A 25,579-nucleotide genomic window follows, 5' to 3' on the forward strand; every position below is an offset into this window, starting at 1 on the left:
TCCTCCGCCAGTCGGCGGTTCAGTTCCCTAGGACCGACGCCGGTCCTCGTCAGCTTCCCGGGCGTCGGTCACCTCAGCGTCGACCTCGGTATCGGCTGCCCGCGCCTCGACTCGGGTGTCAGCCGCGTCCGCGCCACTCGCCTCGACCTCGGTGTCGTCTACTTCGGTGTCGTCTACTTCGGTGTCGGCTGCGCGGGCGTCGGCCTCGGTGTCGGTGTCGGCGTCGGTGGCGTGGGCCTCGGCTCCACTCGCGTCGACCTGGGTGTTGGCGGCGTGAGCGCCGTCGCTGCCCGCGTCGGCCTCGGCGCCGCCCGCGTCAGCCTCATCCGCGTCGGCTCCGGTATCGGCCGCGTCAGCAGGACCCGTTGCGGGGTCCTCCTCCGCAGCGTCGGGCGTCTCGGACTCGCTGTCCGGTGCCGAAGCATCGGCGGTATCCGCTTCGTCCACGGGTCCCTCATCGGTGCCGTCGCGCGGCTCGCCGGACTCGTCCGGGCCGACAGGGACCAGAACCCGCAGCCGAGGCAACGCCGCCACCAGCACAACACCGATCAGCAGCATCGCGGTGCCAGTCCAGAACAGCGGGATCGTCTTGTAGGCCATGGTCGTGTAGGCAAGCTCCATGGGCGCCCGCCCCTGAGGTTTGGGCGTGGGAGGCGGCGGAGGCTGCTCAGAAGTCCGACACACGACCCCACCCGCCGGCGCGTAAGCCCTGGCCACCTGCTCCCCAAGCGCCACCTGCGCGAGCGCCGACGGCAGGTTCGGCAACCCGAGCGCCTGCGTCGGCAACACCTGCAGGTCCAGCATCCGCGCGGTGGCCCCCAGTTGGAAGCCCTTGAACGGCGCCGTCATAGCCATCCCACGCTGGTCGAGCTGAGCCACACCGAGCCGGATCACCCCGAGATCCAGCCGCTGGAGGGCGGCAGTGGCCTGCTGCCCGTTCGAGAGGAGATCCCCGATGATCGGCAGGTTGGGCGCGCCTGCGGCGAGCGGAATCCCCACCGGGATGTCGAGCTTGGGATGCGCGGCGTCGAGCTGCCCGAGGCTCCTCCCGCCCTGCTCGACGGCCAGAACGGGCGCGGTGTAGGCCACGTTCGAGGTGCTCTCGTCCCCGGTGGAGGTCACCTGGAGAGTCGGCTGGCTGACGACCCTGATCTGGATCTCGAACGGCGTCCCCGCCAGGAGCTTCACGTTCGCGACCTGCATGGTGGAGGTGGACTGCACCGCCTTGTTGGCGGACCCGGGGATGTCGACGAGCCGCACGACGGACCGCGCGGAGAGCGTGTTGGGCAGGCTGACGAGCGACCCGGCGCCGTCGGCCGCGGGCCTGGACCCACCGGAAAGCACCCCGCCGAGAGTGCTGAGCGGCCCGGCAAGCCTCTTCAACCCCTCGACGATCGCCGCGTCGGTGTTGGGGTCCGCGGGGGAGTCGAGCAAGCCGGAGAGGTCGTTGACCGCCGGCAGGGTAGGGATCGTGTTGAGCAGGGAGAGGCTGGCGATCTCCGTGGTCGAGTCGGCGATGGTCCCGACACAGGGCCCGTCGGTGTCACTCCACCGTGCGTGCACCTGCCCGGTCAACCCACTGGCCCGAACCACCGAGTCAAGCGGCGTCGAAGGCAGGGTCAACCCACTGTGGACGGGCTGAGGATTGTCAGGTGAGGCGGTCTGGGAGAGCGCACCGGGTGCCTGGGGACTACCTCCCTGAACGGCCAGCCCACCAGGCGCGGCCTGGGCGACGGACCGCTCGAAGGACAGGTACGCCTCGGAGTTGACCTGCGCGGAAGCGAGCCCGAACCCCAGCTCAGCGGCCGACTGCCTGGGCAGCTTGTCCTCGAGCCCAGGCTGAATGGCCTTGGTGGGCGCGGAGTTGGGCAGGACCCGCAGGATCCCAAGACTGGTCCCAGCGTCCCCGACAGCATGCCCGGACGGCACAACCCCAACAGGAGAGGACATCCCAGGCGACCCGGAATCGGCAGGCGTGGGGATGGGCGTGGTCGGCTGCGCGTTGGCAGGAGCGGCGGAGAAGCCCAGGACGAGCCCGGTAAGCCCCACCGCAGTCGCCGCCAGCAACCGTCCGCGCATGCTTCCTCCTCGCACCACCCACCAACTACGTAACGAGACCGATCCCCACGAGTGACGCCTCCACAAGCCCAGCTACACTATGACCCGTTCGCCGCCTTAGCTCAGTCGGCCAGAGCGGCTCACTCGTAATGAGCAGGTCAAGGGTTCGATTCCCTTAGGCGGCTCCAGGTCAGGAGCCTGTAAGCCCCAGTTCGGTCCTGTAAAGGGCGGAACTGGGGCCTTTTCATGACACGACCCCGAGGCGCGCGAACTCCCGCTGCCACGTCGCGTACCACTCGCGGAACCACGGATGGCCCTCTGCCAGCGGGACTATCCAGCGAACCGTCTCCAGGTAGTACGAGCGTTGCTTCTCCTGGCGCGGGTGCGTGTCCAGGCGTTGCACATTGCTCGCCCGGTCCGCCAACTTCACCAGCAACGCCTCGGTCGGAGCAGAACGCAGCCGCGTCAGGTACGCCTCGCGGTCACCCGACTTCGTGACCCAGTCGACGAGGGTCGCCACCTCCTCGCCGAAGGTGGAACGGACCGTCGCGAGCGTGCACGGAGTGTCCTCCACCACGTCGTGGAGAACCGCGGCCGTCAGAGCCGGCCGCGACGCCACACCGGCGCCGTACGCCAGAAACGCCGTGGCCTCCCGCAGGTGTTCGACATACGGTTCACCCGCGGGTCTGCGCTGGTCACCGTGCCAGTGGGTCGCGAAGGCGACCGCATCGTCCAGGTCGGGTGGCCACGGGTCGCTTGCCGAGAACGTGCGCAGCATGCCTCGAAGACTAAGGAGGAACACGTGGGTGAGCAGGAAATCCGGCGATCTCTGGTGGCACACGCGCCCCTGCGCCGCCGGCCGCACACCATGCTCCGCCGGATGCTCGACCGCACCCCGCCCGACGCCCCGCTCTTCGGGCCCGACGCACCCGTCGCCCGGCTCGAACGTCGGCTCGCCGACCTGCTCGGCAAACCCCGTGCCCTGTTCTTCCCCAGCGGCACCATGGCCCAGCAGGTCGCCCTCCGCATCCACGCCGAGCGCACCGGCCGCCAGACCTTCACCGCGCACCCCGCCAACCACCTCGACCTCTGGGAGCAGCGGGGCTACGCCGCCGTCCACGGACTCCGCTACCACCCTGCGGGCGACGCTCTCCGGCTCCTCACGCTCGACGATCTCCACCAGGTCCACGAGCCGGTCGCCGCGCTGCTGATCGAGCTGCCGCAGCGGGAGATCGGCGGGCTCCTCCCGACCTGGGAGGACCTGAACGCCCAGGTCACCTGGGCTCGCGAGCGGGGCGCCGCCACCCACCTCGACGGCGCCCGGCTGTGGGAGGCCCAGCCCTTCTACGACCGGCCCCACGCCGAGATCGCCGGCCTCTTCGACACCGTCTACGTCTCCCTCTACAAGGGCCTCGAAGGCGTCCGCGGTGCGGTGCTGGCCGGTGACGACGACATCATCGGGCAGGCCGACGTGTGGCGGCAGCGGCTCGGCGGTGCCATCCCCGACGCGTGGCCGCTCGCCGTCGCCGCGATGATCGGGCTCGACGACGTCATGCCGAGGATGGCCGCGTTCCGTGACCACGCCCTCGAGGTCGCCGGGGCCCTCGCCGCCAGCGGGCTCGCCACCGTGGTGCCCGACCCACCTCAGACACCGTTGTTCCACGTCCTGCTGCCGCTCGACGGCGAGGCCGCCACACGGGCCCGCGACGAGCTGTTGGAGGAACAGGGCGTGCAGGTGTTCACCCGGGTGCGTGCCGAGTCGGTGCCCGGATGGTGTGGATTCGAGATAACCATCAGTGAGAACGCGATGGAGTTCACCCCCGAAGAGGTGGTGAGTCTGATCGACGAACTCACCCGGCGCGCCCCTACGGTAGCGGGGTGCCGCTGTTCTCGTTTGAAGGCAAGTCGCCCAACGTCCACCCCGACGCCTGGATCGCGCCCACCGCGACGCTCATCGGGGACGTGACCGTCGAGGCCGACGCGTCCGTCTGGTACGGCGTGGTCATCCGCGCCGACTTCGGCGCCATCGCGATCCGCGCGGGCGCGAACGTGCAGGACAACTCGGTCATCCACGTCGGCATGGGCTCGTGCGAGGTCGGGCCGGGCGCCACGATCGGGCACCTGTGCGTCGTGCACGACTGCACCATCGGCGCGGAGGCGTTGATCGGCAACGGCGCGACCGTGCTCGACGGCGCCGTGGTCGGCAAGCGCGCGATGATCGCGGCCGGCTCCACGGTCACGCCGGGGTCCGACGTGCCTGCCGAGACCGTCGCGTTCGGGTCGCCTGCCAAGAAGCGGGTGCCGCTCACCGGCACCGCCAAGGCCTGGGTCGACCACAACCCGCGGATCTACCAGGATCTCGCGCGGCGGCACCGGGACGGCATCGAACCCGTCTAGGGGAGCGTGTACGGCACGGTCGTGGTGATGCGCTCGAAACCGAGCCGCTCCAGGATCGGGCGGCTGGTGGGCAGCGCGTCGGTGCGCAGGTAGCGGTAGCCACGCTCACGTGCGAGCCGCGCCCGCCTGCTGACCAGCGCGCGGTAGATCCCCCTGCCACGCCACTCCGGCAGCGTGCCGCCACCCCAGAAGCTCGCGAAGTCCGTGCCGACGTGGAAGTCGACGCGTGCCGCGCACACCGGCTCGTCGTCGGCGAGCGCGAGCACCGGGACGACCGCGTCGCCGCGCTGGCGCATGCTCTCGATCATCGGTGTGTGGTCGCCGCCGAACACCGCGTCGTGCACGGCCTTGACCTGCGTCAGACCGTCCTCGTCGGACACGTCGACGAGCCGGATTCCCTCCGGTGACGGGGTTTCCGGCACGTCGCCCACGTCGGCGACCATCAACGCCTCCTCCTCGCCCGGCTGGAGCCCGGCGGCACGCAGACGGTCCGGGAGGTCGGCGGGCTGGTCGTAGGCGTAGTACTTCCACTCGATGGCCCGGCCCGCCTCGGCGAAGTACCGCAGCTGCTCGGCGATGACGTCGTCCGCGTCGGCCTCGGTCAGGTTCGACCACTCGACGCCGGACCAACCGTCCGGATGCGGGCTGACACAACGGATGACGAGACCGACCCGCTCGAACTGGCCGCCGTCCAGGGTGGGCCGGACGACGTTGCGGAGCTGGCGGTCGAACGCCGCGAGCGTGGCTGACTGATCCATGCGCACCAGTGCAGCAGCACGTGTCAAGCGGTTTTCCTTGCCACGGCAAGGAGATGCGAGGTGGCGCCGAGGATCTCCGGCTCACGCTCGGTGCGCTCGAGCAGTTCGAGTACGACGGCCCGCTTGTCCGGGCCGGCGAGCCGCGCGGCGAGGTCGGGGATCCAGTGCGCCATGCCCTCGACCGGCAGCAGGTCGACGAGCGTGAGCCCCGCGTCCGCGATCTCGCCGGCGATCTCGATAGGGCGGTGGAAGTAGCAGGTGGTGAAGCCGTAGGGGATGTTCTGGGTGGCGCGCCTGGTGCCGCTCTCGAGGTCCTCGCGCAGCATCGGGAGAAAGCCGGGGGAGTCGATCACGCCCCGCAGCATGCCCTCGAACAGCGGCGCCCAGCGGCTGATGACCGCGGCGACGACGAGGTCCCGCGTGACACGTCCGGCCTCGGCGAGCGCTCGCACCCGGTCGCCACGGTCGAGCAGGTGGTAGAGCGGCCCGAGGAGCAGGACGGCGTCCCGGCTGCCGTCGGGTTCGTCGAGCGCGCGGGCGTCACCCTCGACGGCGTCGATTCCCTTTCCTCGCGCGGAATTCACGTGCCTCGGCACGGGGTCGACGAGCCTGACGCGGTGGCCCTCGCCCGCGAGCCAGGTCGCGTACGCGCCGGAAGCTCCTCCCACGTCAAGGACTTCGGCCCCCGGCGGCAGGTAGCGTTGCAACAACACCTTGGTGCGTAACACTTCTATCGAGTCGACCAGGCGGCTTTCCTCACCGCCGCGCTCGTAGTACTCGAGGATGTCGGCGTCCATGTCGGGACGGTAGCCGCGTCGTACGGAGAAAGCACTTGAGTTTCACGTAACGGCAGTTTCTAGCGTGCTCGCCATGGCACAGAAACAGAAGTTCCGCGTGACGCTCGAGCTGCCGGCGGGCGAGGCTCCGATGGTCGACCTCGGCAAGATGCTGGGACAGACGGGCGTGAACCTGGTCGAGGTGAAGCGCGGCTACGACGCGGTCACCGCCACCCAGCGCGGTGACGTGGTCCCTGTGGTGGTCACGGTGTTCGAGGACCGCACGTTCACACTGCGCCTGAAGACGCCACCGACCGCGTTCCTGATCCGAAAGGCGTTGGGAGGTAACGGTTCTCCACGGCCTGGGCACGTGTCGGCCGGCACGCTGACGCAGTCCCAGCTGCGTGCGATCGCCCAGCGCAAACTGCCCGACCTGAACACGACGGACCTGGACGCCGCGGCACGGATAATCGCGGGCACGGCTCGCTCGATGGGAATTTCCATCGTGGAGTGAAGTTGTCCACAGCCGATGCGGTTGTCCACAGGCAAGATCGACATCGCCTCTTCTGTCACCCCCTGCCAGTAGACTGGCATGGCGGGAGGCCCCCGGGATCGGGTGGGGGCTGGGCATCGCGCGCGAGTAGATGATCATGGGGCGCCCGGGTGTGGCGGGACGTGACGGTGTGGGGTTGGTGGAACCGGTACCCGGACCGTGTTCGGGTCAGTAACGTTCATGCATGTCTTGCTACGTGTGTGACAAGCACAAGTCCGGTGACGGGCTGGTCGCGTCGGACGGGCTCGTCGTCGTCGGGCACGTGCTGCCCGACGCGCCCAACACCAACGGGCGGGTCTACCTCGGACACCTCGTCGTCGAGCCCCGGCGGCACGTCGGCGGTCTGGCCGGGCTCACGAGCGACGAGGCCGCCGCCCTCGGCCGGTGGGCCGCCCTGGCCGCCAAGGCCCTCGACGCCGAGCACGTCTACTCCCAGATAGTCGGCCACCAGGTCGACCACCTGCACATGCACCTCGTCCCCCGCTACCCCGGCACGCCCCGCGAGTACTGGTGGCCGAGGCTCGACAGTTGGCCCGACGCCCCGATGGGTGGTCAGGACGAAGTCACCCGCCTGGTGGACGACATCCGGGCGCGACTCGATGTGGACCTGCTGGGTCGATAGTGTCGGGGTCGCACCGAATGACTATGGAGGCCACCCCGATGCACCAGCCGGCGATTCCCCACCTTGCCGCCGCCGACCCCGAGCTCGCCCAGCTCGTCGAGAGCGAGGCCCAGCGCCAGTTCGAGAAGGTCCGGCTCATCGCGTCCGAGAACTACGTCTCCACGGCGGTGCTCGAGGCCACCGGCAGCGTGCTGACCAACAAGTACTCCGAGGGCTACGCGGGCAAGCGTTACTACGAGGGCCAGCAGTTCATCGACCAGATCGAGACCCTCGCGATCGAGCGGGCCAAGGCGCTGTTCGGGGTCGACCACGCCAACGTGCAGACCTACTCCGGCTCGCCTGCCAACCTCGCCGTCTACCTGGCGCTCGCGGCACCCGGCGACACCGTCATGGGCATGGCGCTCCCCGCGGGCGGCCACCTCACCCACGGCTGGTCCGTCTCCGCGACCGGCAAGTGGTTCCGGGCCGTCCAGTACGGCGTGCGCAAGGACACCGGGCGCATCGATCTCGACGAGGTCCGCGACCTGGCCATCAAGGAACAGCCGAAGCTGATCTTCTGCGGTGGCACGGCCATCCCGCGCACGATCGACTTCCCCGGTTTCGCGGAGATCGCCAAGGAGGTCGGCGCCGTCCTGGTCGCCGACATCGCGCACATCGCCGGGCTCATCGCCGGTGGCGCGCACCCCTCGCCCGTCGGCCACGCGCAGGTCATCTCCACCACCACGCACAAGACGCTCCGCGGCCCCCGAGGCGCGATGCTCATGTCCGACGCCGAGCACGCCAAGGCACTCGACAAGGCCGTCTTCCCCGGCCTGCAGGGCGGCCCGCACAACCACACCACCGCAGGCATCGCCGTCGCGCTGGCCGAGGCCGCGCGGCCCGAGTTCCGCGACTACGCGGCCGCCGTGGTCGCCAACGCCAAGGCGCTCGCCGACTCGCTCATGGCGCGCGGCTTCGACCTCGTCTCGGGCGGTACGGACAACCACCTGATCCTCGTGGACGTGACCGGCAAGGGCATCGCGGGCAAGCCCGCGGCCAAGGCACTGGACCGGGCCGGGATCGAGCTGAACTACAACACCGTCCCGTTCGACCCGCGCAAGCCGTTCGACCCCTCCGGCCTCCGGCTCGGCGCGGCGGCCATCACCACCCGCGGTCTCGGTGTCGACCAGATGCCGCAGATCGCCGAGTGGATCGACCGCACGGTCACGGCCGCGAACGACGGCGACGACACCGCGATCGCCGCCATCGCCGCCGAGGTCAGGGAGCTGCTCGCGAGCTACCCGATGCCCGGCTGGGCCTAGGCGCGCACGAACCTGGGCGTGCTCGGCCAACCCTCGTTGTGCGCCCGGTCCAGCGCGGTCACCACGTAGCTGTACCGCTGTCCGGCCACGGCCGTCGCGTCGGTGAACGTCTGGACCGGGCCACGCCCCGCCCTGAGCGTGCCCACCAGGTGCCGCCCGTCCGCGAGGTCGCAGCGGCCAAGCAGCGTGTGCCCGTCCAGCCGGTACACCGCGAACGACGTCGCCGCGCCGGACACCCAGCCCAGCCGCACGCCGCCGGGGGTCCGCTCCGCGTCCACGATCGCGGGCAGGCCCGGTCCGCGACCGGTGAGCCTGCCCGCGGTCGGCGGCACGGCGGGCACCCCGTAGTGGTCGGCCTTCACGATCGACATGTGGTCGAGCCTGTTCGCCCGGACCTGCGCGGCCGAGAAGTAGATGTCGCCCTCGACCTCCGGGTAGTCCCGGTTGAACGTCAGCTGCCTGCTCATCTCGTTCGGGTCCTGCCACGCGGCGGGCTGCGCCGGGTTGGCCACCTTGTGGTTGGCGTGCCCGATGTAGAGGTGCACGCCGGTTCCCGCCACGATCGACGACCACCACGGCACGAGCTTCGCGTAGTCGGCGACCTCGAAGCCGATGTTCCAGTACACCTGCGGCGTGATGTAGTCGAGCCACCCCTCGCGCACCCACTTCACGGTGTCCGCGTACAGGTCGTCGTAGGTCTGCACGCCGGCCTGCGTCGGCGAGCCCGCCGGGTCGGTCGAGGCGTTGCGCCACACCGCGAACGGGCTCACGCCGAACTGCACCCACGGCTTCGCGGACCGGATCGCCGAGGACAGCCCGGACACGAGCGCGTCGATGTTCGCCCTGCGCCAGTCCGCGAGCGACAGGCCGCCGCCGTACTGCGCGTAGGTGGCGGCGTCGTCGAAGGTCTGGCCCGCGACCGGGTAGGGGTAGAAGTAGTCGTCGAAGTGGACCGCGTCGATGTCGTACCGGCGGACCGCGTCCATGATCGCGTCGATGGTGAACGTCCGGACCTCGGGGATGCCGGGGTTGTAGTACAGCTTCCCGCCGTAGGAGACGACCCAGTCCGGGTGCACGCGGGCGGGGTGCGTCGGCACCAGCGCGTTGACGTCGGTGCCCATGGAGACCCGGTACGGGTTGAACCAGCCGTGGAACTCGAGGTTGCGCTTGTGCGCCTCGTCGACCGCGAACCTCAGCGGGTCGTAGCCGGGGTCCTGGCCCTGCGTGCCGGACAGCCAGTGCGACCACGGCTCGAGCGGCGACGGCCAGAACGCGTCGGCCGTCGGCCGGACCTGCACGACCACCGCGTTCAGCCCGAGCGCCACGGCCTCGTCGTACCAGCGCAGGAGCTCGGTCTTCTGCTCGTCCGCCGTGAGCCCGGTCCTGGACGGCCAGTCGATGTTGGAGACGCTCGCGATCCACTCGGCCCGCAGCTGCTGCTTCGGCGTCGCCGGGTCGGGCACGCAGGCGCGCGACGCGGGTGCCGCGGTCACCGCGGGGGCGGCGGCGCCGAGCGTGAACGCGCACAGGAGAAGGACGAGGAGACGACGCATTGGAGCAGTCTGTCGTTCTGACTCCCCAGACGCCAATCGTGAGCAGGTAACGAGTTGTGTTACATGGATGGCGATCTTTGACCGTACGGTACGTCCCGCATGTCCGCTTTTCGAGGTTCGTGTTGGTCAGACGCTCGGCTGAGGCTGGTGTCACAATGTAATTCGCTTGCCTCATGACCTAGGCTAAGTGCATGCTTGTATCGACCAACTAATTGGGTGATGCAAGCAATCAGGGAGGCTCGGCCGTGGTCGCAGCGGGGATCGACTCCGAGGCAGCCGAACTGACACAGGCCGACATCGAGGCCGGCCGACGGCTGGCGACAGCGATGTTCGCGCTGGGCAAGCAGCAGGCAACCCTCGGCCACAAGATGAGCCGGGCGGGTGTCGACCGTTCCGCGGTCATGCTGCTCAAGACGCTCATCCACATGGGACCGAGCAGGTCGAGCGCGCTGGCGTCGGCTGTGCACTCCGACCCGTCGACGGTCAGCAGGCAGATCGCCGGCCTCGTGCGGGACGGTCTGGTGGAGCGAAGGGCCGACCCCGAGGACGGCAGGGCGAGCGTGCTCGTGCCGACCGAGGCGGGGCTGACGCTCCTTGAAGAGCAGCGCAGGCGGATCGGGCTCGCGCTCGCTCGAGTAGTACGGCAGTGGGCGCCCGAGGACCTGGACAGGTTCCTCGTGCTGCTCGAACGGTTCGTGGCGGACCACGAATGCAACCTGCCGGCGATCATCAACGAATGCGTGTCACTCGCGCGTTCCGAAGGGGAGAAGTAGATGTCCGAGTCAACCTCGCGCGCGGTGCCCGAGGTGCAGGGGGAGCGGGGCGCCCTGTCGCACCGCCAGATCATGACGATCCTCGCCGGCCTCATGATGGGCATGTTGCTGGCGGCGCTCGACATGACCATCATGGGCTCGGCGACGAAGACGATCGCCGACCAACTGCACGGACAGACCATTCAGGCGTGGGTCACCACCGCGTACCTGATCACGTCGACGATCTCGACGCCGCTGTACGGCAAGCTGTCCGACATCCTCGGCCGCAAGCCTATGTACCTGACGGCGATCTCACTGTTCCTCGCCGGCTCGCTGTTGTCGGTGTTCGCGAACTCGATGTACGAACTCGCCGCGTTCCGCGCGGTGCAGGGTCTCGGTGCCGGCGGTCTGATGTCGCTGGTCTTCGCGATCATCGCCGACATCGTCTCGCCACGTGAACGAGGTCGCTACAGCGGTTACTTCATGGCGGTGTGGGGCACGTCCAGCGTGCTCGGCCCGGTGATCGGCGGGTTCTTCGCCGGTGCGGACACGATCCTCGGCATCGACGGCTGGCGCTGGGTGTTCCTGGTGAACGTGCCCGTCGGCATCGTCGCCCTGTTCGTGGTGGCGAAGGTGCTGAACGTGCCGCACACCAAGGTCGACCACCGCGTCGACTACTGGGGTGCCGCGGCGCTCACCGTCACGCTCGTGCCGTTGCTGATCATCGCCGAGCAGGGCCGGGAGTGGGGCTGGGCCTCGCCCGCGGCGCTCACGATGTACGCCATCGGCGCGTTCGGCCTGATCGCGTTCGTCGCGATCGAGCGGTGGATGAAGGACGAGGCGCTGTTGCCGCTGCGGTTGTTCCGCAGGCCGACCTTCACGCTGACCAACATCATCAACTTCGTGATGGGTCTCGGCATGTTCGGCATGATGATGTCGCTGCCGCTGTACCTGCAGATCGTGAAGGGCGCGACGCCGACCGAGTCCGGCCTGCTGACCCTGCCGATGACCGCGGGCATCCTCACGGCGTCGATGGGAAGCGGCATCCTGATCTCGAAGACCGGTCACTACAAGCGGTTCCCGGTCATCGGCCTCGGGCTGCTCTCGGTGGCGATGTTCCTGTTCTCGACCATCGGCGTCGACACGCCGATGTGGCAGACGATGCTGATCATGGGTCTGGCCGGCCTCGGCCTCGGCCAGTGCATGCAGACGCTGATCCTGGCCATCCAGAACGACGCACCGCCCAGGGACATGGGTGTGGCGACCTCCGCGGCGACCTTCTTCCGGTCGATCGGCGGCACCGTCGGCACCGCGGTCTTCCTGTCGATCCTGTTCAGCGTCGTGGGCGGCAAGATCGCCAACGCGTTCCTGAGCGTGCGGACCGACCCGGCGTTCCTGGCGGCACTGCAGCAGAACCCGCAGTTCGCCCAGGGCGTGCAGAGCGGTTCCGGGCTCGACCTGAACAACACCGAGTTCCTGAACAGCCTCGACCCGACGCTGGCCAGGCCGATCCTCACCGGCTTCGCCGACTCGATCGACACGGTGTTCATGATCGGCGGGTTCGTCACCCTGGTGGCCTTCGTGCTGATCTGGTTCCTCAAGGAGACGCCGCTGTCCGAGCGCTCGGGCATCCAGCGCAGCGACGACCAGGCGGAGGAGGACGCGGCCGCCGCGTCCGCACCGGCGATCGCGCACTGATCTGATCGCGGGGAGGTGAGAGCCCGCACGCCCTTCGGGGTGTGCGGGCTCGCCTCTTTCTCAGTGCTCGCCCAACTCCTTGAGCCGGGCATAGGAGCGGTGGATCTCCTTCTCGGCCTCGTCGCGGCCGACCCAGGAGGCACCCTCGACGCTCTTGCCCGGCTCCAGGTCCTTGTAGACCTCGAAGAAGTGCTGGATCTCCAGCCGGTGGTACTCGGCGAGGTGGTGGATGTCGCGCAGGTGCTCGGTGCGCGGGTCCGCGGCGGGCACGCACAGCACCTTGTCGTCACCACCCTTCTCGTCGGTCATGCGGAACATGCCGATGGCGCGTGACTTGATCAGGCAGCCGGGAAAGGTCGGCTCCTGGACGAGCACGAGCGCGTCCAGGGGGTCGCCGTCCTCGCCGAGGGTGTTCTCCACGAAGCCGTAGTCAGCCGGGTACTGGGTGGCGGTGAAGAGTGTCCGGTCGAGACGGATCCGCCCGGTGACATGGTCCATCTCGTACTTGTTGCGTACGCCCTTGGGGATTTCGATCGTGACGTCGAACTCCACGGTTTCCTCGCTCAAATCGGCTCGTCTCGGTGTGCGGATAGTCTGGCGTACTGCTGGCGACCGATTGGGGAGGGCACGTGCCGCAGCCCGGCGATGGCGACCTCTGGCCGAAGAACGACGACGACAAGGCGCGCGACAAGTCGTCCGCGCCGGTCAAGGACGCCGCGACGCACAAGCTGCCGGTGCCTGACCAGCAGGAGAAGGCGGCAGGCGGGAGCTGGTTCGACCCACCCGCCGAGGAGGAACCGGCTGCGGAAAGTGACAAAACGCACGCCAAACCGGGCCAGCAACGCACGCAGCCGGTGAGCTGGCCGGTGGCCGAGTTGGCGAAACAGGCCAGGAACCCCGACGCGGAGAAGACGGTCTTCGTCCGGCCGGTCGAGCTGAAACCGGGGCCGTCGAACGCGACTCAGGCGGCCAGTGCGTTTGTGAGTCCACCCAAAGCGGACAAATCGTCTTCTTCGTGGCCGTCCGCGCAGGACAAGTCGGTGAAGTCCACCCCATCGGGTGGTCCCGAGTCGGGGTCTGAGTCGGAGAAGGCCATGGCTGAGCGGGTCGAGGAGCGGCCCGCCAAGCCGGAACCACCGTCGGACCGGGGCTGGTTCGACTCCCCAGCCGGCGAGGCCGACTCTCCGGCGGAGGCGAAGCCGTCGACTCCCGAACCACCTACGAAGCCAACGCAGCACGCCGACGCCGCCGACGCGCACCCGGAGCCGCCGAAGACCTCCGAGGACGAGCTGGCCGAGCCCGCCCAGCCCGTCGAACCCGCCCAGCCCGTCGAGTCGGCCCAGCCCAGCGACTCGGCTCGCTCTGACGCCTCTGCCTCGCCCGCCGAGCCCACTCGTTCCGGCGCGTCTGCCTCGTCTTCGGAGGCTGCCCGGTCTGACGCTCGCCAGCCTGGGGAGGCCCAGGCCGGCGAGCGTGGCCCCTTCACCGAACCTGCCCGGTTCAGCGAGGCTGCTCAGTCCGCCGACCCTGACCGTTCTGGCGAGTCTGCCCGCTCCGGTGAGTCTGCCCGTTCCGACGAGTCTGTGGGGTTTGGCGAGTCCGCCCGTTTCGACGAGCCTGTGCGGTCTGGCGAGACTGACCGTTCTGGCGAGTCGTCGCGGTCTGGCGAGGATGGCCGTTCGGCCGAGCCTGCCGAGTCCGGCCGCTCTGGCGAGCGTGGTCGGTCTGGCGAGGCCGCCTGGTCTGGCGAGTGGGGCAGTTCCGCTGAAGCTGCTCGTTCTGGCGAGTCTGCGCGCTTTGGTGAGCGTGGCCGGTCTGATGAGGGCGTCCGGCCCAGTGAGGATGACCGTTCCGTCGAGCCTGACCGTTCTGGCGAGTCTGCTCGCTCTGACGAGCGTGGCCGGTCTGATGAGGGCGTCCGGCCCAGCGAGCAGGACCATTTCGCCGAGCCTGCCCGTTCCGCCGAGTCTGCCCGGTCTGGTCAGGGCGACCGATCTTCCGCGTCTGCCTGGTCCGGCGGGCGGGTCCAGCCTGGTGAGACCACCCAGGCCGCCGAGTCCGCCCAGGCTGTCGAGTCTGCCCAGTCTGGCGAGCGTGGCGGATCTGCGTGGTCCGGCGGGCGTGGTCTCTTCGAACCGAGCGTCGATCCCGCCCCGCGGAAGACCGAACCGGAGCCGGCCAAGGACACAGGTCCCGCCGAGGACCGTCCTGCCCAGAAGAGCCCCGAGCCGCAGGGTGTGCCCGCCGAGAACGGCGGACACCTCCTGGCGAGCTTCGGCCCCAGCGCCCCAAGCCACGAGAGCGACACCGGCGACCGGGCGAAGCCGTCCGCTGGTGTTCCCGATGCCGCTTCGGGCGAGACGGACTCCGCCGAGAGCGTGTCGTCCCCGCCGGATACCGAGCCGACCCACACCGAGCGCGGCAGTGAGCCGAACGAACGGGTCCGGGCCGCCGAGCCGGAGTCTCCGCCCGCGGAGCCGACCGACGGTGGACACCTTCAACCGGGTGGACGGCCCGAGGAGCCGGACAGTGCGTCCGCCGACGCGCCGACTGCCTTCTTCCGTCCCGTCAGCAAACCGTCGGCCGAGCAGAAGCCTGGTGACCGTGGGTGGCCCGGCGCCGAGGCCCAGCGCGCGAAGCCTGCGGACTCCCAGCCCAAGCAGCAGGGCAGCGAATCGGCAGCGACCGCCGTCTTCCGGCCGGTCGGTGACCCGTCGCGCCTGACCGAACCATCTCGTCAGTCCGACTCGTCGCGCCAGGCCGACCAGTCCCGCCAGGCCGATGTGCTTCGCTCGCCCGAGTCGTCCCGGCAGTCCCAACCGCTTCGGCGGTCGGAGCCGCCTCGTGCCGGTACTGACAGCTCTACCGTCAACATCGGCCGCCCGGACGCCGGGCAGGGCACCCGCTCTCCCATCGACAGCCCGACGGTCAACTACCTCCGACCCGTCCAACCGCCGAAACGCCCCCCAACCGACCAGCCGAGCTTCGTCCGCCCCCGTGGCGACAGCCCCCTCCGCGCCGACGGCCTCACCCGCGCCGACAACCCGCCCAGGACTGACGGGCCCCCGAGGACCGATGGCCCGCACCGACCGGACGGCCTGACCCGGCCCGACGGCTTGACCCGGCCTGACGGCCCGCACCGGCCTGACGGGCCAGCTCGAGGCGATGGCCTCAGCCGAGGTGAGGGCCGCGCCGACGGTCCGACCAGCAGGCAGTCCGAGTGGCCCCCGCCCGAGCCACCCCGCGCCGCACCCCAACGCGTCGGCCCGCCTCCTCCCACCGACCCACCCACCGAACCACAACGGCGGAAGAAGCCGCTCCTCATCGCCGCCATCGCGGTCGTGGCCGTCATCGGTGTCGCGGCGGGCGTGATCTTCGGGGTCCCCGGCGTCGCCGAGAAGCTCGGCCTGGCAGGCGAGGACGCCGTCGCCATCCAGCCGCCGCCCGGTCCGATCAGCTACTCCCCGGACCTGCACGGTCCGGCCACCACCGCCCCGACCCCGACCAAACAGGGCGTCGAACAGGCGCTGGCCGGCCCCATCGCGAACTCGGCCCTCGGCACCGTCACCGGCGTCGTCGTCGACCCCGCCACCGGGGACTCGCTCTACGAACGTGACGCGGGCAACGCCATCACCCCCGCCTCCACCGGCAAGCTCCTCACCGCTGCCGCCGCGCTGCTGAGCCTCGACCACACCCAGCAGCTCATCACGAAGGTCGTCGAGGGCGAACAGCCCGGCGACGTGATCATCGTCGGCGGGGGCGATCCGACCATCTCGTCCCTCAAGGACGGCCACGAGTCGGTGTTCCCCGGCGCCGCGCACCTGTCCGACCTCGTCGACCAGGTCAAGGCGAGCGGCACCAAGGTCAACACCGTCTACATCGACCAGAGTCGTTACGCCGCACCGCGCATGGCGCCCAGCTGGCTCCCCGAGGACGTCGCGGGCGGCTACATCGCACCGATCGTCCCGGCCATGCTCGACGGCGACCGCCAGGACGCGACCGCCAACTACTCGCCGCGCACCAACGATCCGGGCCGGACCCTCGTCGACGAGTTCGCCTCGCGGATCGGTGCGGGCGCGGCGTCCTCGATCGAGAAGAAGGCGCCTGCGAACGCCAAGGTGCTCGGTGAGATCCGTTCCGCGCCCGTCTCGCAGCTCGTCGACAACATGCTCGACCACTCCGAGAACACGCTCGGCGACATCCTCGCGCACGAGGTCGCGATCAAGGCGGGCCAGGAGCCCACGTTCGACGGCGCCAGCAAGGCGATGCTCGACATCCTGCGGCAGAACGACTTCGACGTGGACGGTGTCGTGCTCAAGGACGGCAGCGGCATGTCCACCGAGAACAAGGTGTCCGCGAAGCTGCTCGCCCAGATCCTCGCCGTCGCGGCCGGTCCGGACGGAAAGGACGGACGCACCGCGAAGCTCCGCCCACTGCTCGGCGGTCTGCCCGTCGCGGGCGGCAGCGGCACGCTCGCCGACCGGTACAACCAGGGGTCCGCGACCGAGGGCAAGGGCTGGGTGCGTGCCAAGACCGGCACGCTGACCGGCGTCAACTCGCTCGCGGGCATCGTGATGGACAAGGACAACCGGCCGCTCGTGTTCGCCTTCCTCACCAGCGGCACGAACGGGAGCACCGCCAGGCCCGCTCTGGACACCGTCTCGGCCGCGTTACGAGGTTGTGGCTGTCAGTAGCAGGCGGGGTTCGACTTTCGTCAGGTAGCGTCGATGTCATGAGCACGGCGACCAGCCCCGCGCGGCAGACCGAAAATCGCAACCCGGTCGACTGGGGTGTCGCGGTGACCACCGCTCAGCGGCTGGTCAAACCCGGCCCCTCGGTACCGATCGAGGAGGCGGAGCGCGCGGTCGCGCAGCTGCGCGCGGCGACGGGCGTCGCCGAGACGCACGTGCGCGAGCTGACCGGGCTCGGCATGGACCTGCCGCTGTACGAGGGTGACGTCGTGGACCGCCGCCGCTGGGTCGAGGCCGCGGCGGAGGGACTCGCGGCCCTCACCGACGGCGCGCTGCCGGTCGGCTCGAACCGGCCGATGGGCGGCGTCCTCGCGGGCAGTGCCGGCGTGCAGGCCGGCATGGTGCTCGCGTTCCTCGGCGGCCGCGTGCTCGGCCAGTACGACCCGTTCGGCGGCGAGGGCACCGGTGGGCGGCTGCTGCTCGTCGCGCCGAACATCATGGGGGCGCAGCGGGCGCTGGACGTGCCGGACGAGGACTTCCAGATGTGGGTGTGCCTCCACGAGTGCACGCACCGCCTGCAGTTCACGGCCGTGCCCTGGCTGCGCGGCTACTTCTCCGGTGAGGTCGCCAACTTCCTCGCGGGCCTCGACGAGACCGCGACCAGCGCGTTCGCCAGGCTGCCGGAGGTCATGAAGCAGATCCGGCGCGGCCGGGGCGAGGACACCGACGCCGGCCCGATCGGGCTGGTCGAGCTGCTGCAGTCGCCGAGGCAGCGGGCCGTGTTCGACCGGCTGATCGCCCTGTCGACGCTGCTGGAGGGCCATGCCGACCACGTGATGGACGCGGTCGGCCCGTCCGTGGTGCCGAGCGTGGCGACCATCCGGGCGCGGTTCACCGCACGGCGGCGTGGCGGCGGGGTGCTCGACCGGATCCTGCGGGCGCTGCTCGGCGTCGACGCGAAGGTCAAGCAGTACGCGGCGGGCGCGGCCTTCACCAGGCACGTGGTCGACGAGGTCGGGATGTCCGGTTTCAACGTGGTGTGGGAGTCGCCGGAGACGCTGCCGCTGCGCACGGAGATCGCCGACCCGGCGGCGTGGGTACGGCGCATCCACGGCCGGTGACCGACTTCCGCCCGGTCGCACGTACTCGGCAGGCAGTGCGGGACCTGCTCGCCGGAGTGGACTTCCCCGACGTCGCGGTGGCCGTTTCCGGCGGCGCCGATTCCCTTTCGCTCGCGGCGGCGACCGTGCACGTGGCGAGCAGGCGTCGGCTCACCGTCCACGGGCTGATCGTCGACCACCAGCTTCAGCCGGGTTCGGCCGACGTGGCCGCGACGGCCGCCAAGCAGCTGCACGGCCTCGGCGTCGACGACGTGCGCGTGCTGACGGTGACCGTGACCGGCCGGGGCGGTCCCGAGGCGGCTGCTCGCAACGCCCGCTACGCGGCGCTGCGCTCGGCGGGGTTCCCGATCGTCCTCCTCGGCCACACCCTCGACGACCAGGCCGAGACCGTCCTGTTGGGACTCGGCCGCGGCTCGGGTCCCCGCTCGATCGCGGGCATGCGTGGGCTGGACCTCCCGTGGGGCCGTCCCTTCCTGTCGGTGCCCCGTGTTACCACTGTCGCGGCATGCGATGCGCTGGGACTGACCACGTGGGACGACCCCCACAACGTCGATCCGGCCTACACGAGGGTCCGGCTGAGGAGGGAGGTGCTGCCGCTGCTGGAGGACGTGCTGCGAGGCGGGGTGGCGCCCGCGCTGGCACGGACGGCGGCGCAGTTGCGTGAGGACACTGAGGCGTTGGACACACTGTCGGCGCGGCTGCTGACGGCCGCGCTGACCGAAGAGGAGTTGGACGCGGCGGTTCTGTCGGCCGAACCGCCCGCGTTGCGGCGCAGGACAGTGCGCCGCTGGCTCCTCGATGTCGGTGTGCCCGAACTGACCGACGCGCACCTGCGGTCGGTGGACGCACTGATCGGTGAGTGGCGGGGACAGGGCGCCGTGTGGCTGCCCGGCAACTTTGCCGTCGGGCGGGCCCGTGGCAGGCTTCGAGTGACCGCGTGGGAGCCAGGAGAGGGGACCGGGTGTACGGCGACGACATCGCCTCCGTGTTGATCACCGAACAGCAGATCCAGGACAAGATCAAAGATCTCGCGAAGCAGGTGTCCGACGACTACCCGGAGCGGGGCGACCGCGCTGACCTGGTACTGGTCGGTGTGCTGAAGGGCGCGGTCATGTTCATGACCGACCTCGCCCGCGCGCTGACCGTGCCGGTGCAGATGGAGTTCATGGCAGTGAGCTCCTACGGCTCGTCGACGTCCTCGTCGGGCGTCGTGCGGATTCTCAAGGACCTGGACCGCGACATCGCGGGACGCAACGTGCTGATCGTCGAGGACATCATCGACTCGGGCCTGACGCTGTCGTGGCTGCTGAAGAACCTGGCGGCGCGCAACCCCGCGTCGCTCGAGGTCTGCACGCTGCTGCGCAAGTCGGAAGCCGTGAAGGTCGAGGTGCCCGTGAAGTACGTGGGCTTCGAGATCCCGAACGAGTTCGTCGTCGGCTACGGCCTCGACTACGCCGAGCGCTACCGGGACGTGCCCTACATCGGCACGTTGGACCCCAGGGTCTACTCGTCCTGATGGTGTTGTCGCCGGTGGCCCTGGACTTCCTCGGCCGCCGGCGAACCGCCCCGGCCCTCTGTGTCAATGCGCCCCTGGCTGTTATGCCGGTGCGTTAACCTCGCAGATGTCACGTGCCGCACGAGGGGTGTGCGCGGCGGGGAACATGGGGAGCAACACGTGTACGAGGCAATCGGAGGCGCCGTAGCCGCCTTCAGCTACGCCGCGATGGCCGGCCAGGTCTCGATCGAGGCCGACGCGGCCGCGGAAGCACTCGAGAAGATCGGCAAGGTCAAGGACCAGCTCACCGAACTGGCGACGAGTGGCGGCCACGGCGGCAGCGAGGTCGCGTTGGGGGCGAACCCGATCGGCGTGGCCATGGCGCAGAAATCCATGGGCCGATATGACGGTGGGGACTCCTTCATGGCCTCGATCGGGCTGCTCCTCGACCAGACCACGAAGGCCGAGACCGCGTTGAAGCAGTGCATCGCCAACTACGTGGACACCGACGACCTCCACGCCGCCCAGTACAACAGGGCGCACCAGTAGTGGGTTCGCTTCGGAAGCACAGCATGGCGGCCGCTGTCGGCCTCGCCGTGCTGACGGTTCTGTCCGCCTGTGACAGCGCGACGGCCGGGCAGCCGGAACCGAAGGAGACCACCTCGCGGTCCGCGCCGGAGTCGACGGAGGAACCCACCTCGGAGACCGAGGCCCCGGACTACTCGCTCGCCCGCCTGTGCGAGCTCCTCTCGCCGGAGGAGGCCGAGCAGCTGGGCGGCTCGGCGGAGGGCAAGAAGACCAACAGCGTCTCGGACGGCCACGCCGTCTGCCAGTGGTCGGACAAGATCACTCTCGTGGTCGGCTCACAGAACGACATGACCACCGCGAGCGCCGAGACCGGGCCGGGCATCACCCTCACCCGGACCACGATCGACGGCCTGACCGCGGTGCAGCAGGTGAAGACCGAACCGGTGACCGTCTGCCAGGTGATGGTGGAGTTGCCCAGCGGGAAGCTCTTCACCTCGGCCGTGTCGGTGTTGTCGGCCGGTGAGGGCCAGTACGACCCGTGTCAGGTGGCGACCCAGGCGTCGAACCTGATCATTCCCAGGGTGAAGGACCAGTAAGGGGGCACTGCGATGGCGCCGAACAACGAACACCATCACCACCACTACGACACCAACCGGTACGCGGGTGACCAGGCGGCCGACAACCGGCGCGTCATGAACCACATGCCGTCCGAGGACCGGGTGCCCACGCAGGACATCCAGCAGTCGATCAACGCCCAGCAGGCGGCCGACCTCTCGCACGGTGTCCGCATGGGGGACGATCGCGTCATCGGGGACACACCGAACTGGGACGCCTACGACAGCGAGCAGCTCTACAGGTTCGCGACGGAGAACAACAGCCCGTACACCGCGGACGACCTCGGCCGGTCGTTCAACGACGGTGGCAACAGCCTGGCCGAGGCGGCCAACGGCCTCTTCGACGCCGTGACCAGGCTCGACGGCGCCTGGACTGGTGTCGCGGCCGAGTCGGCCACAGGGGCGCTCGCCCCGCTCGCGCAGGCCGCCGGGATCGCCGGGCAGACCGCGCAGCTCATGGGTGTGCGCATGTCGCAGCAGTCCGTCGCCGCCAGTGAGGTGCGCAAGCTGCCGCCGCCGAAGAAGTTCGACCAGCAGCAGTCGCTGCACGCGATGGTCGCCGGCGGCCCGGCCGCCATGCAGGCGGACCTCAAGACGCAGAAGGACGCCGCCGACGCGGTGAAGAAGGAACAGATCTCCTACCTGAACACCTACACCTCCTCGATGAGCATCGTCGACGCGCAGACGCCGTCGTTCGTGCCGCCGGAGGAGACGATCGGCGGGGGAAACGGTAACGGGAACAGCATCACGGGCGAGCGGGTCTTCATCCCGCAGACCGGTGGGCCGGTGCCGAACCCCGGCGGGTCCACCGACACAGGAACACCGCGAAACCCCAACACCGGCTTCACCGGTCCCAACGGCGACCAGCCCGGGTTCGTGAGCGGCGACGGGAACGGGCCGACCGACCAGAGTGGCTTCACCCCGGGGCTCACCACCGGCTCGTCCGCGTTCACGCCGCCCACCAACTCGCCGACGCCGAACACCTTCGGGCCCGGCGGCGGCACCCCGGGTGCCCCCGGCGGTGGCGTGCCGGGCGCGGGTTCCGGTGGCTTCGGTCCCGGGTTCGGTGGCTTCGGCACTCCTGGCGGTACGGGCGGCTTCGGCGCGGGCGGTGGCCCCGGTGCGGGTGCCGGCGGTCCCGGCGCGGGCAGTGGGAACCCGGCGGCCCGACCCGTGGCGGGCGGCATGGGCGGTGCCGGCGGCGCGGGTGGTCGTGGCGGCTCCGGTGCCGGTGGTGCTCCCCGCGGCAAGGGCGAGGGTGAGGAGGACAAGGAGCACACGCGCCCGTCCTACCTGGTCGAGGGCGACCCGGAGAGCACGTTCGGCAGCGACGAGCTGACCGCCCCGCCGGTCATCGGAGGCGACGACTGACGTGCGCGAACGGACGCTCAGCCCCATCGCGCTGGACTTCGTCTGGGAGGCGCTCGACGCCGGTGAGCCGCCCTACCCGCTGGAGGTCCAGTCGCATGGGGCGACCGTGGACGGCAGACGCATGCTGCGGCAGCGGGTCCGCGAGGACCTGATCGCCAACCGGCTGCTCACCCCAGCCGGACGCCTGGAGCCCGAGCTCGAGGAGTGGCTGCTGGCACTGGCCAACGCCGACCTCAGCATCGACTCGGTGTTCCTGCCGGACACGGGTGCCGAGCCGGTGCTGGCGCTGGCCGCCAGCGGGCGGGGCGCCGCCGTGCTCGCCGTCCAGCAGAAGAGCGGCCTGCACCTGCGCCCGATCCCCAGGGACGGCCTGGTGTCGGCCGTCGTCGGCATGCTGCCGCCCGCACGCCGGGGCACCGAGACGTCGATCTCGCTGCCCGCCGCCGAACTCGCCGCGGTCGGCGGTGGCGTGAACCAGCGGGCCAGTGACGTCGAGACCCGCAAGGCACTCGCCAGGCTGACCGCCCTGCCCAACCAGCGCGGTGGCCAGATCGCGGTCAACAGCCGTACCGAGATGCGTGGCCGACGCCGCTCGCCGGTGCTGTCCTGGTTCGACAACGAGACCGGCCGCTACCTCACGCAGTCCCGCGCGGACTGGGCGACCATCGCCCCTGCCGACGCGGCCACGCTGCGTCAGCGGCTCATCGAGATGACCAGGCTCGTCACAGTAGAGCAGCGCTGACGGAGTTCACCCCAAAGAGACAACTTCACGTCATTCCACGCCCCGGTGTGGCAGGTAATGTCCTTTTACCCGCCGCACCGGAAAATGGGAGTGTCGTGACTCCGGGTAAGTCCGAACGCAAGGATAACGAGCGAAAGCTTCGCGAGATAAACGCGAAGAATATCGGGGTACACGCCGGTGGTGGCCCTGTCGAAATACGTATGCTCGACTTCCTCCTGGCCCACAGCCAGTTCGGCCGCGAGGTCGCAGACCTCGACGAGCTGACGTCGGGTTGGGGAATCCTCGGGGAGGACCCGCCGCCACTCGGGCACAACCCCGTCGGTATGGCCGTGGCCAGGAGGTTCGTCGCCATGAGCGGCCGGTTCGTCGCCACCCTCCACGACTACGGCGGCAAGCTCCGCGACGCACAGGGCGCCATGGGCGAGGTCGCGCGGAGCTACGCCGAGACCGACGGGAACGCGGCCGAGATCTTCCGCGATTTCATCGGTTGCCACGGCGGTGTCCCGGCAACCGCGGCCGGTGTCGGCGGATTCGCCGCTTTCCTCGAGTTGTCCGGCCTGCGAACCGCCGGTTATCCAGAGGACTGGGCACACGAGGACTGGACGCCTGCCGACAAACACGACTGGCGCGCCTACAGCAGCACACAGCTCCACCAGTTCGCGACCGAGGGCAACCACCCGGTGCGGGTGTTCGACTCCGTCGGTGAATGGCGGTCCAACATGGACTCGCTGAGAAGCTCGACCGCGAACTTCGCGAAGAACGTCGGCGAGCTGATGTCCGCGTGGCAGGGCCCGGCCGCGACCGCGGCCAACGGCGCGCTGACGCCACTCGTCGGCTGGGGCGAGGACGCGGAGGGGAACGCGGACCGGCTCCGGACGAACCTGCGGAAGGCCGCCGAGGCCGCGGAGCACCTGAAGCGGATGCCCGGCCCGGTGGCGGAGCCGCGCATGTACGACCTGCTCCTCGGAAGCCTCCAGGGCCTGCCGATCGACACCACCGACCTGCGGGCCCAGAAGGACCACGCCGCGGCGGTCAAGGCCGAACAGGTGCGGTACATGGAGCAGTACGAGTCCGCCATGACCACCGTGTACGACGACCTGCCCGACTTCCACCTCGCGCCGGTCGCGGTCGCCGACGACCCAGACCCTGGTGTTCCGGGCCCCGAGAACCGGCCGTATCCCGGCCGCGCGGCAGACACCTCACCGGCGAGCGTTCCCGAGCAACGGGACGCCTCCGGCGGTGACCTGCCCGGTGACGTGGCGGCGGCGCGGGCGGGCGACGGCGGGACCGTCGCGAGTGGAGCGACGAACCCACCCGGCAGCGCGACGTTCACATCCACGCCCAACCCGGCCACCGTCGCCAGTGGACCCCTCCACGGCGGTGGCGGGTACACCGCGGGAGGCGCCTTCGGCCCGCGAGGCACCTTCGGGCCGGGCGGCTCCGGCCCAAGAGCAGGTGAGGCAGGCCGGGTGGGCGAGGGCCGCGGCGGTACGACCCGCGGCACCACCCCGGGAGCCGTCGAGCGCCCGGCGGGCAGGCATGGCGTGAGCGGGCCCTCCGGAAGGGGCGGTCGACCTGGGGACGAGGAGGACGTCGAGCACCAGCGTCCCGCCTACCTCGTGGAGCGGGACCCCGAAGGCACGTTCGGCACCACCGAGCGCACCGCGCCCCCGGTCATCGGCTGAGCCGTGCCCACCATCAGCACCCGTGCCCTCGCACTCGTCGCGGACGACCTCGCCATCGACCTGCCCTACCCGATCGAGGCCCCTCGCCACGCCGTCACCGCCGCCGACCGTGCCCGGCTGCGCCGCGAGGTCCAGGAGGAGCTGAGGGCACAGTCCCTCACCGACCACACCGGACAGGTGATAGAGGACGTCCACGGATGGCTGAACCTTCTGGCCGCCCCGGAGGTCAGCATCGACTCCGCGTTCCTTCCCGACCTCGGGGCGACCCCGACCAGGGTCGTCGTCGCGAGGGCAGGCCGTTCGGCCGTCCTGGCCACCCAGCCGGACGACGACCACGTCGAACTCCGCCCGGTGCCGTTCGACCGGCTCGGCGACGTGGTCGTCGACCTGCTGCCGCCCGCGGCCAGGGGGACGGAGATGTCACTGTCCCTACCGACCGACCACGAGAACGGACCCGCCGAGGACCGCCAGGCGCTCGCCAGGCTCGCCGCCCGGCCGAGGCTGCGGGGCGGCCAGATCGCGGCCAACAGCTTCAGCCGGATCAGGGGTCGCCGCCGGTCGGCGGTGCTGTCCTGGTTCGACGACGGCACGGGGCGTTACCTCGCCCAGCACCGCGACGGGCGGGACGGGCGCCGATGGGTCACAGTGGCGCCCGCCGACACGCCCGTGCTACGGATGAGGATCACCGAGATGGTGGCGGCGGTCACGTCCTGACCTGGGCGGATGTGCCGGGAACCGATTCGTCCTCTCCTCCGTTGGATCCTTGACGGCGCCACTCCAGCACTTCGCGGAGTGGGAGCCCAACCACGAGCGGTACGCTGGACGGACCGGTATGCCTCGTCCGGCCAGGTAACACATGCAGTC

24 protein-coding genes and 1 tRNA gene are annotated in these 25,579 nt (G+C 70.1%); 19 read left to right on the forward strand and 6 right to left on the reverse strand.

From position 1 onward, the window contains the following. Positions 1 to 27 precede the first annotated feature (27 nt). Positions 28 to 1,260 (reverse strand): hypothetical protein, encoded by a 1,233-nt coding sequence (locus CLV71_RS50525; protein WP_341771708.1) that lies wholly within the window; start codon positions 1,258 to 1,260, stop codon positions 28 to 30. On the opposite strand from CLV71_RS50525, the gene CLV71_RS50530 reads away from it, so the two are divergent. Further along, positions 1,244 to 1,642, forward strand: a complete 399-nt coding sequence (locus CLV71_RS50530; protein ID WP_341771709.1) for a hypothetical protein — start codon at positions 1,244 to 1,246, stop codon at positions 1,640 to 1,642. The genes CLV71_RS50525 and CLV71_RS50530 overlap by 17 nt on opposite strands. A 527-nt stretch (positions 1,643 to 2,169) precedes the next feature. Next, a tRNA-Thr gene (locus tag CLV71_RS39845) sits at positions 2,170 to 2,246 on the forward strand. Positions 2,247 to 2,302: 56 nt separating this feature from the next. Here the strand turns inward: CLV71_RS39845 and CLV71_RS39850 are convergent. Continuing rightward, positions 2,303 to 2,836 carry an HD domain-containing protein gene (locus CLV71_RS39850; protein WP_133908118.1) on the reverse strand — a complete coding sequence of 178 codons (534 nt, stop codon included), beginning with the start codon at positions 2,834 to 2,836 and terminating at the stop codon, positions 2,303 to 2,305. A gap of 24 nt (positions 2,837 to 2,860) precedes the next feature. Between CLV71_RS39850 and CLV71_RS39855 the strand changes: the two genes are divergently transcribed. Both CLV71_RS39855 and CLV71_RS39860 read left to right on the forward strand, forming a co-directional pair. Beyond that, on the forward strand, positions 2,861 to 4,024 hold the full coding sequence (locus tag CLV71_RS39855) for a threonine aldolase family protein (protein WP_243867228.1): 1,164 nt from the start codon (positions 2,861 to 2,863) through the stop codon (positions 4,022 to 4,024). Continuing rightward, positions 3,937 to 4,455 carry a gamma carbonic anhydrase family protein gene (locus CLV71_RS39860; RefSeq protein ID WP_133908119.1) on the forward strand — a complete coding sequence of 173 codons (519 nt, stop codon included), beginning with the start codon at positions 3,937 to 3,939 and terminating at the stop codon, positions 4,453 to 4,455. Before CLV71_RS39855 ends, CLV71_RS39860 begins: the two co-directional genes overlap by 88 nt. Here CLV71_RS39860 and CLV71_RS39865 read toward each other — a convergent pair. After that, complete coding sequence (locus CLV71_RS39865; protein WP_133908120.1) at positions 4,452 to 5,213, reverse strand: GNAT family N-acetyltransferase; 762 nt, start codon at positions 5,211 to 5,213, stop codon at positions 4,452 to 4,454. The two genes, CLV71_RS39860 and CLV71_RS39865, sit on opposite strands and share 4 nt — an antisense overlap. A gap of 23 nt (positions 5,214 to 5,236) precedes the next feature. Next, positions 5,237 to 6,010 (reverse strand): class I SAM-dependent methyltransferase, encoded by a 774-nt coding sequence (locus CLV71_RS39870; protein WP_133908121.1) that lies wholly within the window; start codon positions 6,008 to 6,010, stop codon positions 5,237 to 5,239. 73 nt (positions 6,011 to 6,083) lie between these two features. Here CLV71_RS39870 and CLV71_RS39875 point away from each other — a divergent pair, with 73 nt between their 5' ends. The 3 genes from CLV71_RS39875 (at position 6,084) to CLV71_RS39885 (ending at position 8,465) form a co-directional block, all read left to right on the forward strand. Continuing rightward, positions 6,084 to 6,503, forward strand: coding sequence for an uL11 family ribosomal protein (locus CLV71_RS39875; protein WP_133908122.1), 420 nt, complete (start codon positions 6,084 to 6,086; stop codon positions 6,501 to 6,503). A 223-nt stretch (positions 6,504 to 6,726) separates the two neighbouring features. After that, a complete protein-coding gene (locus tag CLV71_RS39880; RefSeq protein ID WP_133908123.1) occupies positions 6,727 to 7,164 on the forward strand; it encodes an HIT family protein in 438 nt (145 codons plus the stop codon). Between the two features lie 38 nt (positions 7,165 to 7,202). Next, positions 7,203 to 8,465: a serine hydroxymethyltransferase gene (locus CLV71_RS39885; RefSeq protein WP_133908233.1), complete on the forward strand. Its 1,263-nt coding sequence runs from the start codon at positions 7,203 to 7,205 to the stop codon at positions 8,463 to 8,465. Here CLV71_RS39885 and CLV71_RS39890 read toward each other — a convergent pair. Then, entirely contained in the window at positions 8,462 to 10,018 is a 1,557-nt protein-coding gene (locus CLV71_RS39890; RefSeq protein WP_133908124.1) for a glycoside hydrolase family 10-like protein, read from the reverse strand. The two genes, CLV71_RS39885 and CLV71_RS39890, sit on opposite strands and share 4 nt — an antisense overlap. Positions 10,019 to 10,263: 245 nt before the next feature. Here CLV71_RS39890 and CLV71_RS39895 point away from each other — a divergent pair, with 245 nt between their 5' ends. After that, positions 10,264 to 10,791 (forward strand): MarR family winged helix-turn-helix transcriptional regulator, encoded by a 528-nt coding sequence (locus tag CLV71_RS39895; protein ID WP_243867230.1) that lies wholly within the window; start codon positions 10,264 to 10,266, stop codon positions 10,789 to 10,791. Further along, positions 10,792 to 12,468 (forward strand): MDR family MFS transporter, encoded by a 1,677-nt coding sequence (locus CLV71_RS39900; RefSeq protein ID WP_133908125.1) that lies wholly within the window; start codon positions 10,792 to 10,794, stop codon positions 12,466 to 12,468. A gap of 60 nt (positions 12,469 to 12,528) precedes the next feature. Here CLV71_RS39900 and CLV71_RS39905 read toward each other — a convergent pair whose 3' ends face one another. Continuing rightward, complete coding sequence (locus CLV71_RS39905) at positions 12,529 to 13,020, reverse strand: inorganic diphosphatase (protein ID WP_133908235.1); 492 nt, start codon at positions 13,018 to 13,020, stop codon at positions 12,529 to 12,531. A gap of 1,685 nt (positions 13,021 to 14,705) precedes the next feature. On the opposite strand from CLV71_RS39905, the gene dacB reads away from it, so the two are divergent. The 10 genes from dacB to CLV71_RS39955 all read left to right on the forward strand — a co-directional run bounded on the left by dacB (position 14,706) and on the right by CLV71_RS39955 (position 25,429). After that, positions 14,706 to 17,162 carry a D-alanyl-D-alanine carboxypeptidase/D-alanyl-D-alanine endopeptidase gene (gene dacB, locus CLV71_RS48165; protein WP_166664455.1) on the forward strand — a complete coding sequence of 819 codons (2,457 nt, stop codon included), beginning with the start codon at positions 14,706 to 14,708 and terminating at the stop codon, positions 17,160 to 17,162. Between the two features lie 38 nt (positions 17,163 to 17,200). Continuing rightward, positions 17,201 to 18,280: a zinc-dependent metalloprotease gene (locus tag CLV71_RS39915; RefSeq protein ID WP_133908127.1), complete on the forward strand. Its 1,080-nt coding sequence runs from the start codon at positions 17,201 to 17,203 to the stop codon at positions 18,278 to 18,280. Then, positions 18,277 to 19,272 (forward strand): tRNA lysidine(34) synthetase TilS, encoded by a 996-nt coding sequence (tilS, locus tag CLV71_RS39920; RefSeq protein WP_133908128.1) that lies wholly within the window; start codon positions 18,277 to 18,279, stop codon positions 19,270 to 19,272. Before CLV71_RS39915 ends, tilS begins: the two co-directional genes overlap by 4 nt. Then, complete coding sequence (gene hpt, locus CLV71_RS39925; protein WP_133908129.1) at positions 19,242 to 19,796, forward strand: hypoxanthine phosphoribosyltransferase; 555 nt, start codon at positions 19,242 to 19,244, stop codon at positions 19,794 to 19,796. Before tilS ends, hpt begins: the two co-directional genes overlap by 31 nt. 159 nt (positions 19,797 to 19,955) lie before the next feature. Further along, the gene (locus CLV71_RS39930) at positions 19,956 to 20,324 is read left to right on the forward strand and encodes a hypothetical protein (RefSeq protein WP_133908130.1); all 369 of its coding nucleotides are present in this window, start codon (positions 19,956 to 19,958) and stop codon (positions 20,322 to 20,324) included. 23 nt (positions 20,325 to 20,347) lie between these two features. Next, the gene (locus CLV71_RS39935) at positions 20,348 to 20,899 is read left to right on the forward strand and encodes a DUF3558 domain-containing protein (RefSeq protein ID WP_133908131.1); all 552 of its coding nucleotides are present in this window, start codon (positions 20,348 to 20,350) and stop codon (positions 20,897 to 20,899) included. Positions 20,900 to 20,911: 12 nt separating this feature from the next. Beyond that, positions 20,912 to 22,288 carry a hypothetical protein gene (locus tag CLV71_RS39940; protein ID WP_133908132.1) on the forward strand — a complete coding sequence of 459 codons (1,377 nt, stop codon included), beginning with the start codon at positions 20,912 to 20,914 and terminating at the stop codon, positions 22,286 to 22,288. Position 22,289: 1 nt separating this feature from the next. Beyond that, entirely contained in the window at positions 22,290 to 23,030 is a 741-nt protein-coding gene (locus CLV71_RS39945) for an ESX secretion-associated protein EspG (RefSeq protein WP_133908133.1), read from the forward strand. Positions 23,031 to 23,230: 200 nt separating this feature from the next. Next, complete coding sequence (locus tag CLV71_RS39950; RefSeq protein WP_133908134.1) at positions 23,231 to 24,715, forward strand: PPE domain-containing protein; 1,485 nt, start codon at positions 23,231 to 23,233, stop codon at positions 24,713 to 24,715. 3 nt (positions 24,716 to 24,718) lie between these two features. After that, positions 24,719 to 25,429, forward strand: coding sequence for an ESX secretion-associated protein EspG (locus CLV71_RS39955; RefSeq protein WP_133908135.1), 711 nt, complete (start codon positions 24,719 to 24,721; stop codon positions 25,427 to 25,429). The last annotated feature ends 150 nt before the right edge of the window (positions 25,430 to 25,579 follow it).

The sequence above is a fragment of the Actinophytocola oryzae genome (assembly GCF_004364325.1).
In the GTDB taxonomy this organism is placed as follows: Bacteria; Actinomycetota; Actinomycetes; order Mycobacteriales; family Pseudonocardiaceae; genus Actinophytocola; species Actinophytocola oryzae.

Bases quoted from the DNA above. Each gene is read 5' to 3' on its own strand.
- CLV71_RS50530 (WP_341771709.1), top strand. From the start codon at position 1,244: ATGTCGACGAGCCGCACGACGGACCGCGCGGAGAGCGTGTTGGGCAGG.
- CLV71_RS39850 (WP_133908118.1), bottom strand. From the start codon at position 2,836: ATGCTGCGCACGTTCTCGGCAAGCGACCCGTGGCCACCCGACCTGGAC.
- CLV71_RS39865 (WP_133908120.1), bottom strand. From the start codon at position 5,213: ATGGATCAGTCAGCCACGCTCGCGGCGTTCGACCGCCAGCTCCGCAAC.
- CLV71_RS39870 (WP_133908121.1), bottom strand. From the start codon at position 6,010: ATGGACGCCGACATCCTCGAGTACTACGAGCGCGGCGGTGAGGAAAGC.
- CLV71_RS39875 (WP_133908122.1), top strand. From the start codon at position 6,084: ATGGCACAGAAACAGAAGTTCCGCGTGACGCTCGAGCTGCCGGCGGGC.
- CLV71_RS39880 (WP_133908123.1), top strand. From the start codon at position 6,727: ATGTCTTGCTACGTGTGTGACAAGCACAAGTCCGGTGACGGGCTGGTC.
- CLV71_RS39885 (WP_133908233.1), top strand. From the start codon at position 7,203: ATGCACCAGCCGGCGATTCCCCACCTTGCCGCCGCCGACCCCGAGCTC.
- CLV71_RS39890 (WP_133908124.1), bottom strand. From the start codon at position 10,018: ATGCGTCGTCTCCTCGTCCTTCTCCTGTGCGCGTTCACGCTCGGCGCC.
- CLV71_RS39900 (WP_133908125.1), top strand. From the start codon at position 10,792: ATGTCCGAGTCAACCTCGCGCGCGGTGCCCGAGGTGCAGGGGGAGCGG.
- CLV71_RS39915 (WP_133908127.1), top strand. From the start codon at position 17,201: ATGAGCACGGCGACCAGCCCCGCGCGGCAGACCGAAAATCGCAACCCG.
- CLV71_RS39935 (WP_133908131.1), top strand. From the start codon at position 20,348: ATGGCGGCCGCTGTCGGCCTCGCCGTGCTGACGGTTCTGTCCGCCTGT.
- CLV71_RS39940 (WP_133908132.1), top strand. From the start codon at position 20,912: ATGGCGCCGAACAACGAACACCATCACCACCACTACGACACCAACCGG.
- CLV71_RS39950 (WP_133908134.1), top strand. From the start codon at position 23,231: ATGCTCGACTTCCTCCTGGCCCACAGCCAGTTCGGCCGCGAGGTCGCA.